Source organism: Comamonas sp. MYb21 (assembly GCF_037479395.1).
Lineage (GTDB): Bacteria > Pseudomonadota > Gammaproteobacteria > Burkholderiales > Burkholderiaceae_C > Comamonas.
The window spans coordinates 188,855-203,761 of sequence record NZ_JBBGZC010000011.1 but is presented as its reverse complement, the minus strand read 5'-3'; the positions used below and the strand labels follow the sequence as shown (position 1 = coordinate 203,761).

At 66.9% G+C, this 14,907-nt stretch carries 12 protein-coding genes; 4 read left to right on the top strand and 8 right to left on the bottom strand.

Annotated elements, in window-relative coordinates:
* Positions 1-6: 6 nt before the first annotated feature.
* The 7 genes from WH367_RS17785 to WH367_RS17755 form a co-directional block, all read right to left on the bottom strand.
* Entirely contained in the window at positions 7-804 is a 798-nt protein-coding gene (locus WH367_RS17785) for an enoyl-CoA hydratase/isomerase family protein (protein WP_339537078.1), read from the bottom strand.
* Positions 801-1,604: an SDR family oxidoreductase gene (locus WH367_RS17780; protein WP_339537077.1), complete on the bottom strand. Its 804-nt coding sequence runs from the start codon at positions 1,602-1,604 to the stop codon at positions 801-803. The genes WH367_RS17785 and WH367_RS17780 overlap by 4 nt, the downstream gene beginning before the upstream one ends.
* Positions 1,601-3,319 carry a long-chain-fatty-acid--CoA ligase gene (locus WH367_RS17775; protein WP_339537076.1) on the bottom strand — a complete coding sequence of 573 codons (1,719 nt, stop codon included), beginning with the start codon at positions 3,317-3,319 and terminating at the stop codon, positions 1,601-1,603. The genes WH367_RS17780 and WH367_RS17775 overlap by 4 nt, the downstream gene beginning before the upstream one ends.
* Before the next feature lie 12 nt (positions 3,320-3,331).
* Positions 3,332-4,318: a Bug family tripartite tricarboxylate transporter substrate binding protein gene (locus WH367_RS17770; RefSeq protein ID WP_339537075.1), complete on the bottom strand. Its 987-nt coding sequence runs from the start codon at positions 4,316-4,318 to the stop codon at positions 3,332-3,334.
* Positions 4,319-4,392: 74 nt separating this feature from the next.
* Positions 4,393-5,169 (bottom strand): crotonase/enoyl-CoA hydratase family protein, encoded by a 777-nt coding sequence (locus WH367_RS17765; protein WP_339537074.1) that lies wholly within the window; start codon positions 5,167-5,169, stop codon positions 4,393-4,395.
* Positions 5,170-5,204: 35 nt separating this feature from the next.
* Positions 5,205-5,972, bottom strand: a complete 768-nt coding sequence (locus tag WH367_RS17760) for an SDR family NAD(P)-dependent oxidoreductase (RefSeq protein ID WP_116926269.1) — start codon at positions 5,970-5,972, stop codon at positions 5,205-5,207.
* A 61-nt stretch (positions 5,973-6,033) separates the two neighbouring features.
* Positions 6,034-7,215, bottom strand: a complete 1,182-nt coding sequence (locus tag WH367_RS17755; protein WP_339537117.1) for a thiolase family protein — start codon at positions 7,213-7,215, stop codon at positions 6,034-6,036.
* Between the two features lie 210 nt (positions 7,216-7,425).
* Between WH367_RS17755 and WH367_RS17750 the strand changes: the two genes are divergently transcribed.
* The 4 genes from WH367_RS17750 (at position 7,426) to WH367_RS17735 (ending at position 11,985) form a co-directional block, all read left to right on the top strand.
* Entirely contained in the window at positions 7,426-9,003 is a 1,578-nt protein-coding gene (locus WH367_RS17750) for an AMP-binding protein (RefSeq protein ID WP_339537073.1), read from the top strand.
* A gap of 41 nt (positions 9,004-9,044) precedes the next feature.
* Positions 9,045-10,187, top strand: a complete 1,143-nt coding sequence (locus WH367_RS17745; RefSeq protein ID WP_339537072.1) for an acyl-CoA dehydrogenase family protein — start codon at positions 9,045-9,047, stop codon at positions 10,185-10,187.
* A 68-nt stretch (positions 10,188-10,255) separates the two neighbouring features.
* The gene (locus WH367_RS17740; RefSeq protein WP_339521123.1) at positions 10,256-11,242 is read left to right on the top strand and encodes a Bug family tripartite tricarboxylate transporter substrate binding protein; all 987 of its coding nucleotides are present in this window, start codon (positions 10,256-10,258) and stop codon (positions 11,240-11,242) included.
* A gap of 80 nt (positions 11,243-11,322) precedes the next feature.
* Positions 11,323-11,985 (top strand): response regulator, encoded by a 663-nt coding sequence (locus tag WH367_RS17735; RefSeq protein WP_260718283.1) that lies wholly within the window; start codon positions 11,323-11,325, stop codon positions 11,983-11,985.
* On the opposite strand, the gene WH367_RS17730 is transcribed toward WH367_RS17735, so the two are convergent.
* Entirely contained in the window at positions 11,971-14,631 is a 2,661-nt protein-coding gene (locus WH367_RS17730; protein ID WP_339537071.1) for a PAS-domain containing protein, read from the bottom strand. The two genes, WH367_RS17735 and WH367_RS17730, sit on opposite strands and share 15 nt — an antisense overlap.
* Between the last annotated feature and the right edge of the window lie 276 nt (positions 14,632-14,907).

The window sequence follows — 14,907 nt, the reverse complement described above, 5'->3', positions numbered from 1 at the left end:
GATTTTTCAGCTTCGCGCAGGCCACTGGAAAGGGGCAGGCTGCTTGTTCAAAAAGGCCTGCACGGCCTCGCGGTGCTGGGCCGTGCCCATCGCCAGCGCCTGGGCGTTCGCCTCTTGCTCCAGCAGCGCCGGCAAGTCGCTCGCCGCCATCGCCAGCGAGCGTTTGATCAAGCTCAGCGCCACCGGCGATGCGCCCACAAAGCTGTGCGCAATCGCCTGGGCACGCGACTGCAGCTGCTCGGGGGCGACCAGCTCGCTGGCAATGCCCAGCTGCAAGGCCTCTTGCGCCGAGACCTCGCGGCCCGAGAGCATCAGCTCCCGCGCACGCTGCACACCAACAACGCGCGGCAAGGTGTAGAACGCCGCGCAGTCGGGCACGACACCAACGCGGATAAAGGACATCGCAAAACGCGCCCGGTCGGACGCAATGATGAAGTCCGCCGCCAAGGCCAGGCTAAAGCCCGCGCCATAGGCGGCACCGTCCACCGCCGCAATCACCGGCTTGTCCAGCAGCATCAGGTCCTTGAGCCAGTGGTGCAGGCTGGACAGCCGCGCGCGCCAGCCGGCATTGTCCAGGCCCGATGCCGCAATATTGCCCAGGTCACCGCCCGAGCAGAAATGGTCGCCCACGCCGGTCAGCACCAGCGCGCGCAGGCTGGCATCGGTCTGCACCAGGCGCACCACCTCGGCCATCTCCTCGCGCATCTGCGGATCAAAGGCATTGCGCTTGGCCGGGTAGTTAAAGCGCAGCGTGGCCACGCCATCCTGGCGCTCAAAAATGATGCGTTCGTAGTGGCGGCTCATGCGGCGCTCCGAGGCACGTAGGAGGCACGCATATCGCGCCCACCGCGCAGTGCGGCGCCGCCATCGACGGGGATGATGGCGCCGGTCACATAGCTGGCCAGCTCGGACGACAGGAACAGGGCCATGTGGGCGACGTCATCGGTGCTGCCCATGCGCAGCAGCGGCACCGTAGAGACAGCGCGCTCGAGCGCATCGGCGGTGGGCGCCAGGCGGCGTATGCCTTCGGTATCGCCGATGGGGCCGGGCGAGATGCTGTTGACGCGGATGCCGTCCTCGCCCCATTCCAGCGCCAGCACCTTGGTCATCATGTCGATGCCGGCCTTGGCCGCGCAGGCATGGACCTGGTACATGGTCGGGTTGACGCCTTGCGGTGCCGAGATGTTGATGACGCTGGCGCCGGGCTTGCGCAGCATCGGGTAGGCCAGGCGCAGCACATGGAAGCTGCCATTGAGGTCGATGTCGACAACGGTCTTGAAGCCATTGGGCGACAGGTCCTTGGCCGGCGCAATGAAGTTGCCCGCCGCGCCCGAGACCAGCACATCGATGGGGCCAAAACGGGCATGGGCCTGCTCCAGCGCGGCCTGCACGGCAGCCGGGTCGCGCACATCGGCGCTCAGGCCCAGGGCCTGCGCGCCCAGCGCCTCCAGCTCGGCGGCGGCCTGGGCCACCTTGTCGGCCGAGCGGCTCATGACCACGACATGCGCGCCCGCACGGGCGAAGGCCTTGGCAATGCCCAGGTTGATGCCACTGCTGCCGCCGGCGACAAACACATGCTGGTGGCGAAAGGAGAAAGAGCTCATGGGTGTTCCGTATACAAAGAAAGGGAGGGGGCAGCGGCTTGCTGCGCCGCCTCCTGCAGTGCGCGCCACTGGATCTTGCCGGTGGCGGATTTGGGCAGCGCGGCGAGAAAGTCCACCGCGCGCGGCACCTTGTAGGCGGCCATTTGCGCGCGGCTCCAGCCGATGATCTCGTCCGCCGAGGCCTGCGCGCCGGGCCGCAGCACCACCAGGGCCTTGACCGATTCGCCGCGCCTGGCATCGGGCACGGCGATCACGCAGGCCTCCAGCACGGCCGGGTGGCTGTAGAGCATGTTCTCGACCTCGGCGGGCCAGACCTTGTAGCCATTGGCATTGATCATGCGTTTCAAGCGGTCGCGCATGAAGTAGTAGCCATCCGCGTCCACCGAGGCCAGGTCGCCGGTGCGAAAGTAGCGACGGCCATGGCGCTCGAAAAAGGCCTCGCGGTTGGCCTCGTCATTGCGCCAGTAGCCCTGCATCACCTGCGCGCCGCTGGAGACCAGCTCGCCCACCTCGCCAGCTGGCAGCTCTTCCAGCGTTTCGGGGTCGACGATCATCGAATGCACGCCCTGGGTGGGCACGCCCAGGCACTGGCGCTTGGTGTGGCCTGGCGGGTTGGCGTGCAAGAAGGCGGCGGTCTCGGTCAGGCCATAGCCTTCGCTGTAATGCAGGCCATAGCGCTCGGCCAGCATCTGCGAGACGGCCTCGGGCATAGCCGCGCCGCCACCGGCCAGCATGGCCAGGCTCGACAGGTCCAGCCCATGGGCAGCGGCCTGGCTGAACAGGTCGATCACCATGCTGGGCGGCGCGGTCCAGGCGGTGACCTGGTGGCGCTCGATCAGCCGGGCAGCCAGCAGCGCATCCCAGCGCGGCATCATCACCACGGTGCCGCCCACGGCAATGGGCATGTTCATGCCGTACTGCGTGCCCAGCATGTGGAACATCGGCGCGACCGACAGAAACACCAGGTCGTCATTGAAGCCGCGCCACAGACGCGAACCAGTGAGCGACGCCAGCACCGAATGGTGGCTGTGCATGCAGCCCTTGGGGTGGCCGGTGGTGCCCGAGGTGTAGGGGATGGTGGCCAGCATGCCCGCCTGCGCCACACGCGGGCCAGGCGCCAGCTGCAGCGCCAGTGCTGCGGCAAAGCCATGGTAGGGGCCGGCGGGCAGCGGCAGACGCGGCGCGGTCACCACCTCGGGCAGGGCATCGGGCGGCGGCGTGGTGGGCAGCGCATCGCTGTAGGCATGCACGACCACCGCATCGAGCAGGCCTTCGTCCACACAGGGCTGGGCGCTGGCCAGCAGCTCCTGGGCGACGATGGCCAGGCGCGCGCCGCTGTTGTCTGCGTAGTAGCGCAGCTCGGTGGCGGTGGTCATTGCGCTCACCGGCACCACTACGCCACCGGCGCGGTAGATGGCATAGCAGGCGATGACGAACTGCGGGCAGTTCTGGCTTTGCAGCAGCACGCGCTGGTCCGGTGCCAGCTGCAGGCACTGCTGCAAGAAGCCGGCCAGCGCCTCCACCTGGCCCAGCAGCTGGGCATAGCTGGTGCTGGCGCCCGCGTAGATGATGGCGGCCTTGTCAGGGTAGCGCTGGGCCGAGGCGCTCAGATTGTCGTCCAGCGTGATGCGGGGCACGCGCAGATCGCGCGAGACCCCTTTGGGCCAGTAGAAGGGCAGCGCAGGGCGCGGGGAGGCGGTGGAGGTGTCAGGCATCGGCAGCTCGCCTCAATCCAGCTGCAGCTGCTGGCTTTGGATCAGCGCGCCCCAGGTCTGCTGGTCATCGGCCACCAGCTTGGCAAAACCGGCTTGCGGCATGCCGCCCGGGCGGCCGCCCAGCTCGCGGTAGCGGCGCATGATGTCGGGGTCCTGCAAGACGGCCTGCAGGTTGTCGGCCAGCTTTTTCTGCACCTCGGGCGGGGTCTTGGCGGGCACGAAGAAGCCCATCCAACCGACCTGGTTGAAGTTGCGCATGCCCAGCTCGGTCATCGTCGGCACCTCAGGCAGATCGGGCTCGCGCTGGTCGCCAGTCACAGCCAAGGGGCGCAGCTTGCCGTCCTTGATATGGACCAGGGAGGCGGTCATGTTGTCGAACATGAACTGGGTCTCGCCGGTCACGATCGCCATGGTGCCGGGGGCCGATCCCTTGTAGGGGATGTGGACCACGTCGGTGCCCGTGCGCTCCTTGAAGAGCTCGCCCATCAGGTGCGTGGTCTGGCCCACACCGGCGGACGAGAACGACAGCTTGCCCGGCTGCGCCTTGGCCGCCGCCACCAGCGCATCCAGGCTCTGGATCGGCGACTTGGCGGGCACGACCAGCACGTTGGCAAACGAGATCATGTCGGTCAGCGGGGCAAAGTCGCCGGGCTTGTAGCTGAGCTTTTTATAGGCCGTGTAGTTGATGGCATTGGAGCCGCTGTTGCCCACCAGCACGGTGTAGCCATCGGGCTGGGCGCGCGCGACCAGGCTGGCGCCCAGGCTGCCCCCGGCGCCCGGCTTGTTGTCGACGATCACCGACTGGCCCAGGCGCTGGCCCAGCTTTTGCGCCAGCAGGCGCGCCGGGATATCGGTCGACCCGCCTGCGGCGCCGGGCACGATCAAGGTGATGGTGCGTGTGGGCCAGGGGGCCTCGGCATGGACGCTGAGCGCGCTGGCGAGCAGCGCCAGGGCCGCCAAGGCCCGCAGGGGCTGGCGTGGATGGCTGGTACGTGGCATGGTTTTGTCTCCTGCTGCGCGCTTCTGTGGCGCGTCTAGGGCTGTGCAACTACGAGTTCCGGGCTGGACGGGGTTCAGGCACCTTTCCAGACCGGTGGGCGTTTTTCCGCAAAGGCGGCTGCGCCTTCGCGCGCGTCCTGCGAGCTGAAGACCGGTGCGGTGATGACGGCCTGGCGGTCGAACATCTCCGCCAGCGGCCATTCGCCCGACTGGCTGGCCACCTGCTTGCTCGCAGCGACGGCCAGCGGGCCACTGGCGGCAATGGCCTGCGCCAGTGCCAGCGCGGCATCGAGTGCGCCGCCGGGCTCGGTCAGGCGGTTGACCAGGCCCAGCTGGGCAAAGCGCTCGGCGCCAAACATATCGCCGGTCAGAATGCATTCCATCGCCACGTGGTAGGGTAGGCGTTTGGGCAGGCGCAGCAGGCCGCCGGCCGATGCAGCCAGGCCGCGCTTGACTTCGGGCAGGCCAAATTGGGCATCGCGCGCGGCGACGATCAGGTCGCAGGCGAGGGCCACCTCAAAGCCACCGGCCAGTGCATAGCCTTCGACCGCCGCGATCAGCGGCTTGGCCGGCGGCCGCATGGTGAGCCCGCAAAAGCCGCGCCCCGGCAGGCTGGGGCGCTTGCCCTGCAAAAAGCCCTTGAGGTCCATGCCGGCGCAAAAGCTGCCGCCGGCGCCGGTGATGATGCCCACCCGCAGTTCTGGCTGGCTGTCCAGCGCATCGAGCGCGCTGGCCATCGCCTCTGCCATCTCCAGGGTGGCGGCATTGCGCGCCTGGGGGCGGTTGAGCTGCATGATGAGCACCGGGCCACGGGTTTCGACCAGGAGTTCTGCGGTTTCAGAGCCAGACATGGGAGCCTTTCAAAGGGTGCTGCAGGGCAGGGGGGTCAGCGCGGTTGCATGCGGATCGCGCCATCTAATCGGATGGTTTCGCCGTTCAGCATCGGGTTCTCCAGAATGTGCAGCGCCGTCATCGCGTACTCGGGCGGGCGGCCCAGGCGGGCCGGGTTGGGGACCGAGGCGGCCAGCGACTGGCGCACGTTCTCGGGCAGCTTGGCGAGGATGGGGGTGTCGAACAGGCCAGGGGCAATGGTGCAGACGCGGATCATCTTGGAGGCCAGGTCGCGGGCGGCGACGATGGTCATGCCGATGACGGCGGCCTTGGACGAGGCATAGGGAATCTGGCCGATCTGGCCTTCGTAGCCCGCGACCGACGCGGTCAGCACGCAGGCGCCGCGCTCGCCTTCGACCGGCTCGTTCTGCGCCATGGCCACGGCCGACAGGCGCAAGGTGTTGAAGGTGCCGATCTGGTTGATGCGGATGATGTTCGTGTACTTTTCCAGCGAGCCGGGGCTGCCGTCCTTCTCGATCAGGCGCACCGGACCGCCAATGCCGGCGCAATGCACCAGCGCACGGAACTGGCCCCAGGCCTGGGCGGCAGACACCGCCTTTTGCATCTGCTCGGCATCGGCCACATCGGCCTTGATGAATTGGAGCTGGCCGCCGTACTGCTTTTCCATCGCCGCGCCGCGCTCTTCGTTCAGGTCCACCGCCACCACGTTCAGGCCGCGCTCCAAGAGGGCCACGGCGCTGGCTTCGCCCAGCCCCGATACGCCGCCGGTCACGAGGGCGGTCATTCCTTTAGTCAATTGCATCTCAAAAATCCTTGTCAGTTCAAACGTTCAATCCGATGGAGCCCGGAGGGCCTTGAGGCGCTTAACGCAGCACCTCAATAATCGTGGCGTTGGCCATGCCTCCAGCCTCGCACATCGACTGCAGGCCATAGCGCTGGCCGCTGTCTTCGAGCGCATGCAGCATCGTGGTCATCAGCCGGATGCCCGATGCGCCCAGCGGGTGGCCCAGCGCAATGGCGCCGCCGCGCGGGTTCAGGCGCTCGCCATCGGCGCCCAGCTCCTTTTGCCAGGCCAGCGGCACCGAGGCAAAGGCCTCGTTGATCTCGTAGTGCGCAATGTCGGCCAGCTGCATGCGCGCCTTGGCCAGCACGCGCTGGGTCGCAGGGATGGGGGCGGTCAGCATGTAAAGCGGGTCGTCGCCTACGACATCGAAGGCCACAAAGCGGGCGCGTGGGCGCAGGCCCAGTTGCAAGGCGCGCTCCTCGCTCATGATCAGCATGGCGCTGGCGCCATCGGTCATCTGCGAGGCATTGCCGGCGGTGGTGCTCCACTGGATCTGCGGGAAGCGGGCCGAGAGTTCCTCGTTCTCGAACACGGCCTTGAGCCCGGCGAGCTTCTCGGGCGTGGTGCTGGCGCGGATGGTTTCATCGGCGCTGACGAGGCCCAGCGAGCTGCGGATGGGCACGATCTCGCGTGCAAACGCGCCGCTGCTTTGCGCGGCATGGGCGCGCTGGTGCGAGCGGGCGGCATAGGCATCCAGGTCGCTGCGCGACAGGCCCCATTTGGCGGCCACCAGATCGGCCGAAACCCCCTGGCCCACGAGGCCCGGTGCATAGCGCTCGTCAAAGCGCGCGCCGGTGGTGTTCTTGCCCATGCGCGAGCTGCCCATCGGCACCCGGCTCATCGATTCGACACCGCAGGCGATGACGATGTCCTGCGTGCCCGACATGATGGCCTGCGCCGCAAAGTGCACCGCCTGCTGGCTGGAGCCGCACTTGCGGTCGATGGTGGTCGAGGGCACATGTGCGGGCAGACCAGCGGCCAGCCAGGCCAGGCGCCCGGGTGTGCCGGCCTGCTCGCCAGCCTGGCTGACGCAGCCGCAGATCACGTCATCGACGGTCGCGGGATCGAGCTGGTTGCGGGCCACCAGCTGCTCCAGCACCTGCGAGAGCAGGTCGACCGGGTGGAGTTCGGCCAGGGCGCCATCGGGCTTGGCCCGGGCCATGGGGCTGCGGATGGCATCGACTATGACGGGTGTTTTCATCATTTAATGAGACTTGTGGATCATTAAATTAATAATAGGTTTCAAAAAACCGAATACCTACTGGTATTTACCCGCAGTAAATTTCCGAGTAAACGCCAGATACTGTCCGTGAAATCTCGAAATTCGAGACGACTGATTCAAAATTAGAGTAAAGATGTAACACAGGTGATTGCGTGCAGCGCTCTCCTGTGCACCACGGAGACCGAGGAGATGCACAACTTCTTCAGCTGGGCCCAGGCCCAGCCCGAGCGGGTGGTTTTGACGCAGGCCGACACTGGCCGGCGCTACACCGCAGGCGAGATAGCGCAGGGCGCAGAGCGGATGGCGCAGTGGCTGGCGCAGCAGGGGTTGCAGGCCGAAGAGACCATCGCGGTGCTGCTGGAGAACCGCTATGAGATCGTGCAGCTGGTGCTGGCCGCGCGGCTGGCCGGCCTGTATGCCGCCGTCATCAGCACGCACCTGACCGCTGCCGAGGTGGCCTATATCGCCCAGGACAGCGGCGCCCGGATGCTGCTGGTCTCCAGCAAGACCTGGCCGACCGCGCAAGAGGCGGTGCAGGGCCTGGCGCTGGCCTGCTATTCGGTCGATGGCGATACACCCGGTGTGGCGCCCCTGGCCGATGCGCTGGCCGCCGTGCCCCAGGGCGCGCAGATCGACCTGGCCACGCGCCCACTGGGCCGCGATCTGCTGTATTCCAGCGGCACCACCGGCCGGCCCAAGGGCATCAAGAAGCCCTTGCTCGCAGCGGCCTATCGGCAGCAGCGCGACCCCGAGGTCGCCGCCTGGATGCGCAGCATGCGGTTTGATGAAGACGCCGTCTACCTCTCGCCCGCGCCGCTCTACCATGCAGCGCCCCTGCGCTACAGCCTGCGCACCCTGGATGTCGGCGGCTCGGCCATCATCATGAGCCGCTTTGACCCCGAGCAGGCGCTGGCGTTGATCGAGCGCTACCAGGTCAGCCACAGCCAATGGGTGCCGACGATGCTGGGGCGCCTGCTCAAGCTGCCCGATGAGGTCAAGCGCCGCTACCGGCTGGACAGCCACCGCGTGGCGATCCATGCGGCAGCGCCCTGCCCGGTGGCCGTCAAGCAGGGCATGCTGGACTGGTGGGGCGATATCTTGCTGGAGTACTACGCCGGCTCCGAAGGCTGCGGCACCACCTTGATCGATTCGGCCCAGTGGCGGGAACGGCCGGGCTCGGTCGGCCGGGCCATCAGCGGCCAGCTGCATATTGTTGGTGACGACGGCCAGGAGCTGGGTGTTGGCGAAGTGGGCCGCGTGTATTTCTCGGGCGGTGGCGCTTTCCAGTACCTCAATGACGAGCGCAAGACGCGCGAGGCCATCGATGTGCGCGGCTGGGCCACCTATGGCGACATCGGCCATGTCGATGCCGAAGGCTTTCTGTTCCTGAGCGACCGGCGCGCCGATCTGATTTTGTCGGGCGGGGTCAACCTCTACCCGCAGGAGATCGAGAACGCGCTGGCCCGGCATGCCGCCGTGGAAGAGGTGGCCGTCGTCGGCGTGCCCGATGAGGACTTTGGCGAGCAGACCCTGGCCGTCGTGGTGCTCAAGCCCGGCTTTGCGCCCGACGAGGCCATGGCACGCGCGATTGTCGACCAGGCCGCTGGCAGCCTGTCCAAGGTCAAGCGGCCCCAGCGCCTGGTGTTCGAGCCCAGCCTGCCCCGGCTGGAGACGGGAAAGCTGCTGCGCCGCGTGCTCAAGGACCGTTTCAAGGAGGCGCCGCAGGCGGGTTTTGGCCTGCGCAGTAGCAGCGGCGCCCAGGGCTGATGCCCCTCATTCATTTTTCTTCATTTCACCCTTTGACCACCATGCAAGACCTGACCCAACGCAGCGTGTTCCGCGAAGACCATGTGCAGTTCCGTGATGCCGTCCGCCATTTCTTTGACAAGGAGATCGTGCCCTTCCATGCGCAGTGGGAGCGCGATGGCATTGTGCCCAAGGAGGTCTGGCGCAAGGCCGGCCGCGAGGGCCTCTTGAACACCATGCTGCCCGAGCCCTATGGCAGCGGTGGCGACTTTGGCCATGCTGCGGTGCTGATCGAAGAGATTGCCCGCACGGGTGCCAGCGGCCTGGGCTTTCCGCTGCACTCGGACATCGTTGCGCCCTATATCCATGCCTATGGCAATACCGCGCAAAAGGACCGCTGGCTGCCCAAGATGGCGGCCGGCGAGATGATCGGCGCGATTGCGATGACCGAGCCCGGCGCGGGCAGCGACCTCAAATCGGTGCGCACCACGGCCAAGCGTGACGGCGACCACTATGTGATCAATGGCGCCAAGACCTTTATCACCAATGGCATCAATGCCGAGATCGTCGTGGTGGTCTGCAAGACGGCGCCCGATCTGGGGGCCAAGGGCGTGTCGCTGATCGTGGTGGAAGACGGCACCCCGGGCTTTGCCAAGGGCCGCAAGCTCGAGAAGATTGGCCTCATGGCGCAGGACACCTCGGAGCTGTTCTTTGACAACGTGCGCGTGCCGGTGGACAACCTGCTGGGCGAAGAGAATATGGGCTTCAAGTACCTGATGCACGAGCTGGCGCAGGAGCGCCTGGTGGTGGCGGTGCGCGCTGCGATGTCGATCGAGGCTTTTTTGCAGAAGACCGTGGACTACACCCGTGAGCGCAAGGCCTTTGGCCAGACGGTGTTCGAGTTCCAGAACACCCGCTTCAAGCTGGCCGAAGCCAAGGCCCAGGCGACGATGCTGCGCGTGTTTGTCGATGACTGCATGCGCCTGCACCTGACGCGCGAGCTGACACCGGACCGCGCGGCCATGGTCAAGCTCAATGCGACGGCGCTGCAAAACAAGCTGCTTGACGAATTTTTGCAGCTGCACGGCGGCTACGGCTACATGACCGAGTACCAGGTCGGCCGGGCCTGGACCGATGCCCGCATTGGCCGCATCTACGGCGGCAGCGACGAGATCATGAAGGAAATCATTGCCCGAACGCTTTGACCATGACCAGCGCCCCGAGCACGCCACAGAGCGCGCCAGCGGCATAACCAGCAACAAGGAGACAAACCATGCAAAACCGCCGCTCGGCCCTGGGCCGTGTGCTCACCACTGCCGCCTGCGCTGCCCTGGTGCTTGCCACCGGCAGCGCCCTGGCCGCCGACAACTACCCCAGCAAGCCCATCCGCCTGGTGGTGCCCTACCCGGCAGGGGGCGGCACCGACATCATTGCCCGCCTGATGGGCACCCAGCTGTCGCAGCGCTGGGGCCAGCCGGTGATTGTGGACAACAAGCCCGGTGCCAGCGGCATGATGGGCAACGACCTGGTGGCCAAGGCGCCCGGCGATGGCTACACGGTGCTGCTGGGCATCACCGCACTGGTGCAGATTCCCGCGCTGTACAAAAAGGTGCCCTACCAGCTGAGCGACCTGGCCCCCGTGTCGCAGGCGGTCAAGTCGGCCGACCTGGTGTTTGTGCCGCGCAGCTCGGGCATCACCAGCCTGCAGCAGTTTGTCGCCAAGGCCAAGGCCCAACCCGGCAAGCTCAACTTCGGCTCCTACGGCAATGCCACCTCGTCGCACCTGCATGGCGAGCAGCTCAAGCTCAAGGCCGGCATCGACATGGTGCACATCCCCTACCAGGGCTCGGGCCCGGAGATGGCGGCCATGCTGGGCGGCCAGCTGGAGTCGGCCTTTATCGATGCGGCCGCTGCCTACCCACATATCAAATCGGACAAGGTCAGCATCCTGGCGGTGACCGGCGCGCCGCGCCACCCCGCGCTGCCCGATGTGCCGACGATGGCCGAGGCCGGCTACAGCGGCTTTGAGGCCAATGGCTGGTTTGGCTACTTTGTACCCGCCAGCACCCCGCAGCCGATTGTGGACAAGCTGGGCAATGAGCTGGCTGCCATCGTCAAGATGCCCGAGATCAGCAAGCGCCTGCTGGACATGGGCCTGATCCCTGTGGGCTCGACGCCGGCGGAGTTCAAGCCACTGCTCGCCCGCGATGCGGCGCACTGGAAATCGATTGTCGATGCGGCGAAGATCTCGATGGATTGACGCGAAAACACAGCGCTTTGGCGGGACTTAGGGCGGGCTGTGGCGTACCCGCGCAATCAACCCATGGCAGACTATCGCCTATGTCCCCTCCCGCCTTGCTTGTTGCCGATGACCACCCCCTGTTTCGCGCTGCCGTGGTGCAGGTGATCCGGGGGCGTTTTGGCGCCTTCGAGGTGCTCGAAGCCTCCAGTGCCAGCTCGCTCAGCGCAGCGCTGGCGGCGCACCCGGGCATTGAGCTGGTGCTGCTCGATCTGACGATGCCGGGCACGCATGGCTTTTCGGCGCTGCTGCATGTGCGCGGCGCCTACCCGCAGTTGCCGGTGGTGGTCATCTCCTCCAACGACCACCCGCGCATCATCCGCCGCGCCCAGCAGTTTGGCGCCTCGGGCTTTATCTCCAAGGCCGCCGCCGCCGACGCGATCACCGCAGCGATCGAGGCGGTGCTGGAGGGCGATACCGTCTTTCCCTCGATGGCCGCCGAGCTGTCGCAGGAGGATGCCGAGCTGGCCGCCCGCATGGCGCAGCTGACACCGCACCAGTTCAAGACCCTGCTGTACCTCGCCGATGGCCTGCTCAACAAGCAGATTGCGCAGGAGATGGGCGTGACCGAGCACACGGTCAAGGTGCATGTGACCGCGATCCTGAAAAAGCTCGGCTGCCACAGCCGCACCCAGGTTGCCGTGCTGGTGCGCAACCTGGAGGCCGATGGCGGCCTGCCCACGGACGACTCAGCGCTGGCGTAGCAGCAGCTGGCCGACCAGCGCACGCAGCGCCGCCGGCCGCGCGGGCTGCGTCAGCACCCCCCAACCCAGCGCAATGGCCTGCTGGCTGGCGGCATCTTGGCTGTCCGCATCCGTGCTGAGCCAGACGACGCCCGGCGCCTTGGGCCCGCAGGCCTGCAAGGCACGGACTGCTGCTGGCGTTGCATACGCGGCATCCACCACCAGCAAGGCAGGCCACCCGTCTTGGCTGCGTTGGGCCTGTGCCAAGGCAGCCTCGGCATCGGCCTGCGGCACCACCTGGCAGCCCCAGCGCTGCAGCAGCGGGGCGGCGCCGTGGATGGCGGCCGGGCCAATGCACCAGGCGCTGGCGCCTTGCAGCGGTGCGGCGTTGGCGACCGCAGGTGCTGCCTCCGGGGGCTCGCGCGCGGGCTCCGGGGCCAAGGCGGTTTCGCTCAGCGGCACCTCGACCCAGAAGACCGAGCCCCGGCCCAGCGCCGAGCGCAGCCCAATCGGGTGCTGCATCAGGCGCCCCAGGCGCTCGACAATGGCCAGGCCCAGGCCGGCGCCCCGCTCATGCTGGCGGCCGGTTTCCAGCCGGCGGAACTCTTCAAAGATCTCGCGGTGCAGGCTCTCGGGGATGCCCGGGCCCTGGTCATGCACCTCGATACGCAAATGCTGGCCGACGCGGCGGCAGCCCAGCACAATGCGGCCCTGGCGCGTGTAGCGGATGGCGTTGGAGAGAAAGTTCTGCACGATGCGGCGCAGCAGCGCCTCGTCGCTGTGCACCACCGCGCGGCAGGGAACGACCTGCAGCTGCAGGCCATGGCCCTGGGCCAGCACGCCCAGGCTGCTGCCCAGCTGGGCCAGCATGGGCTGCAGCGCAAAGTCGCGGCGGTTCACCTCAAGCTGGCCCGATTCCATGCGTGCAATATCGAGCAGGCTGTTCAGGATGTCGTCCTGCGAAGCCAGCGCGCCTTCGACATCGCTGGCCAGCTGCAAGGCCTTGTCGCCCTGCACATGCTGGCGCAGCAGCGATGCAAACACGCGCGCAGCGTTCAGCGGCTGCAGCAGGTCATGCACGGCGGCAGCGACAAACTTGGACTTGTAGCGGTTGGCCTGCTCGGCCTCGCGCTTGGCCTGGGCCAGGTCTTCGGTGCGGTCGGCGATGCGCTTTTCCAGCGCATCGGCCAGCGAGCGCAGCTCGCGCGCGGCGTTCTTGTAGCTGGTGATGTCGGCATAGCTGGTCACAAAGCCGCCATCGGGCAGGGGGTTGCCCCGGATCTCCAGCACCGTGCCGTCGGCCTTTTCGCTCTCGCGCGCATGGGGCTTGCCGCTGCGCAAAAACTGCATGCGCCGCTCGATGGCCTCGTCGATGGGCCCGGTGCCCAGCAGGCCCCGGCGCGCGTTGTAGCGGTACAGCTCCTCGACCGGCATGCCCACTTTCAACAGGCCCGCCGGCAGCCGGAACAGCTCCATGTAGCGCGAGTTCCAGGCGACCAGGTTCAGCGCGGCATCGATCACCACCACGCCCTGGGGCAGGTGTTCCAGGCTCTGGCTGTGGCCGGCATCGGCCTGGTGGGCAGCGGCCACGATGCCATCTTGCGCGCTGCGCAGCTCTTGGGCGTGTTGCTTGAGCAGCGCTTCGAGCTCTTCGCGGCTGCGCTGGCGCAAGGCCGATAAGCGCTGGCGCTGGCGCGCATAGAGCAGCAGCAGCGACAGCGCCAGCCAACTGCCGCCCGCCGCCCCTGCGGCCCACCAGGCAGAGGCCAGGCTGTTGTCCACATCGTGCAGGATATGCAGCTGCCAGCTGGTTTCGGGCAAGGTCACCGTTTGCCAGAGTTTGCGGCCCACAGCCGGGTCCTGCCACTGCACGAGCGCGCCGCCTTCGTCCAGCGGCTGCTCCTGCGCATAGCGCATGGGCTTGAGCGGCTGGCTGCGGTACTGCTGGGTGCGGTCCATCTCCTGCTGCGCAAGGGCATCGATGGGTTTGAGCTTGCGGTAGCGCCAGTCCTCGTTGCTGGCCAGAAAAACGACGCCGTTGGTATCGCTGGCCAGCACGATGTCGGGGTTCTGGATCCATTCGCGCTCGAGCTCCAGCAGCACGATCTTGATCGCGATCAGGCCCAGCACCCGGTGCTGGCCACCGGCATCGCTGCTGATGGCGCGCGAGAGGAAGTAACCGGCCTCGCCGGTGGTCACACCGATGCCGTAGAAGCTGCCCTTGTCCTGCGCCAGCGCCAGTTGCACATAGGGGCGAAAGCTGTAGTCCTCGCCCACATTGCTGGACGGCGTGCGCCAGTTGCTGGCGGCCAGGGCCACGCCCTGAGCATCGATCAAGGTGAGGGTGGAGGCCAGGCTGGCGCCGTTGGCCTGCTCCAGCTTGCGGTTGAGGCGTACCACCTGCTCGGGGCTTTGCGGGTGGGTGAGCGCCTCGCGCAGCTCGGCATCGAGCGCCAGCACATCGGGCAGCACCCGGTAGCGGTCCAGGCGCTGGCTGAGCGCCTGCGCATACAGGACGAGCTGGCGGTGGGCCTGCAGGTTTTCCTCGGCCAGGCTGTGCTGCAGCATCCAGTGCCAGGCGCCCGCGGCAGCAGCGGCCGTGCTCAGCAGCACGGCGCAGAAGGTCCACAGGGATCGCAGGGAGCGGCGGGGAATCATAAGTGGCATGTAACTGAGGCGGGGTTCTCTGCAGAGCCCTCGCCCATTGGAATGGACGCGGATCGGGATGAGCCGCAAGGCGTCTTTCGCAGTCAATAGCGAGCTATTGACAAGGAAGACAACGCAGCGGATCGCCCGAGCCCGCGGTCAGGCCAAGGCAGGGAGTTCTGCAGAGAATCCCTAGGTAGTTTCCCTGGGTTTGGGTTTTCCGTAGCTCTGGGAAGGCAGCGCCTAATACTAATGTCTAATGGGCAATCTGTAAGGGCTGGGATACAAACGCGCCTC

Bases quoted from the DNA above. Each gene is read 5' to 3' on its own strand.
- WH367_RS17785 (WP_339537078.1), bottom strand. From the start codon at position 804: ATGAGCCGCCACTACGAACGCATCATTTTTGAGCGCCAGGATGGCGTG.
- WH367_RS17780 (WP_339537077.1), bottom strand. From the start codon at position 1,604: ATGAGCTCTTTCTCCTTTCGCCACCAGCATGTGTTTGTCGCCGGCGGC.
- WH367_RS17775 (WP_339537076.1), bottom strand. From the start codon at position 3,319: ATGCCTGACACCTCCACCGCCTCCCCGCGCCCTGCGCTGCCCTTCTAC.
- WH367_RS17770 (WP_339537075.1), bottom strand. From the start codon at position 4,318: ATGCCACGTACCAGCCATCCACGCCAGCCCCTGCGGGCCTTGGCGGCC.
- WH367_RS17765 (WP_339537074.1), bottom strand. From the start codon at position 5,169: ATGTCTGGCTCTGAAACCGCAGAACTCCTGGTCGAAACCCGTGGCCCG.
- WH367_RS17760 (WP_116926269.1), bottom strand. From the start codon at position 5,972: ATGCAATTGACTAAAGGAATGACCGCCCTCGTGACCGGCGGCGTATCG.
- WH367_RS17755 (WP_339537117.1), bottom strand. From the start codon at position 7,215: ATGAAAACACCCGTCATAGTCGATGCCATCCGCAGCCCCATGGCCCGG.
- WH367_RS17750 (WP_339537073.1), top strand. From the start codon at position 7,426: ATGCACAACTTCTTCAGCTGGGCCCAGGCCCAGCCCGAGCGGGTGGTT.
- WH367_RS17745 (WP_339537072.1), top strand. From the start codon at position 9,045: ATGCAAGACCTGACCCAACGCAGCGTGTTCCGCGAAGACCATGTGCAG.
- WH367_RS17740 (WP_339521123.1), top strand. From the start codon at position 10,256: ATGCAAAACCGCCGCTCGGCCCTGGGCCGTGTGCTCACCACTGCCGCC.
- WH367_RS17735 (WP_260718283.1), top strand. From the start codon at position 11,323: ATGTCCCCTCCCGCCTTGCTTGTTGCCGATGACCACCCCCTGTTTCGC.
- WH367_RS17730 (WP_339537071.1), bottom strand. From the start codon at position 14,631: ATGCCACTTATGATTCCCCGCCGCTCCCTGCGATCCCTGTGGACCTTC.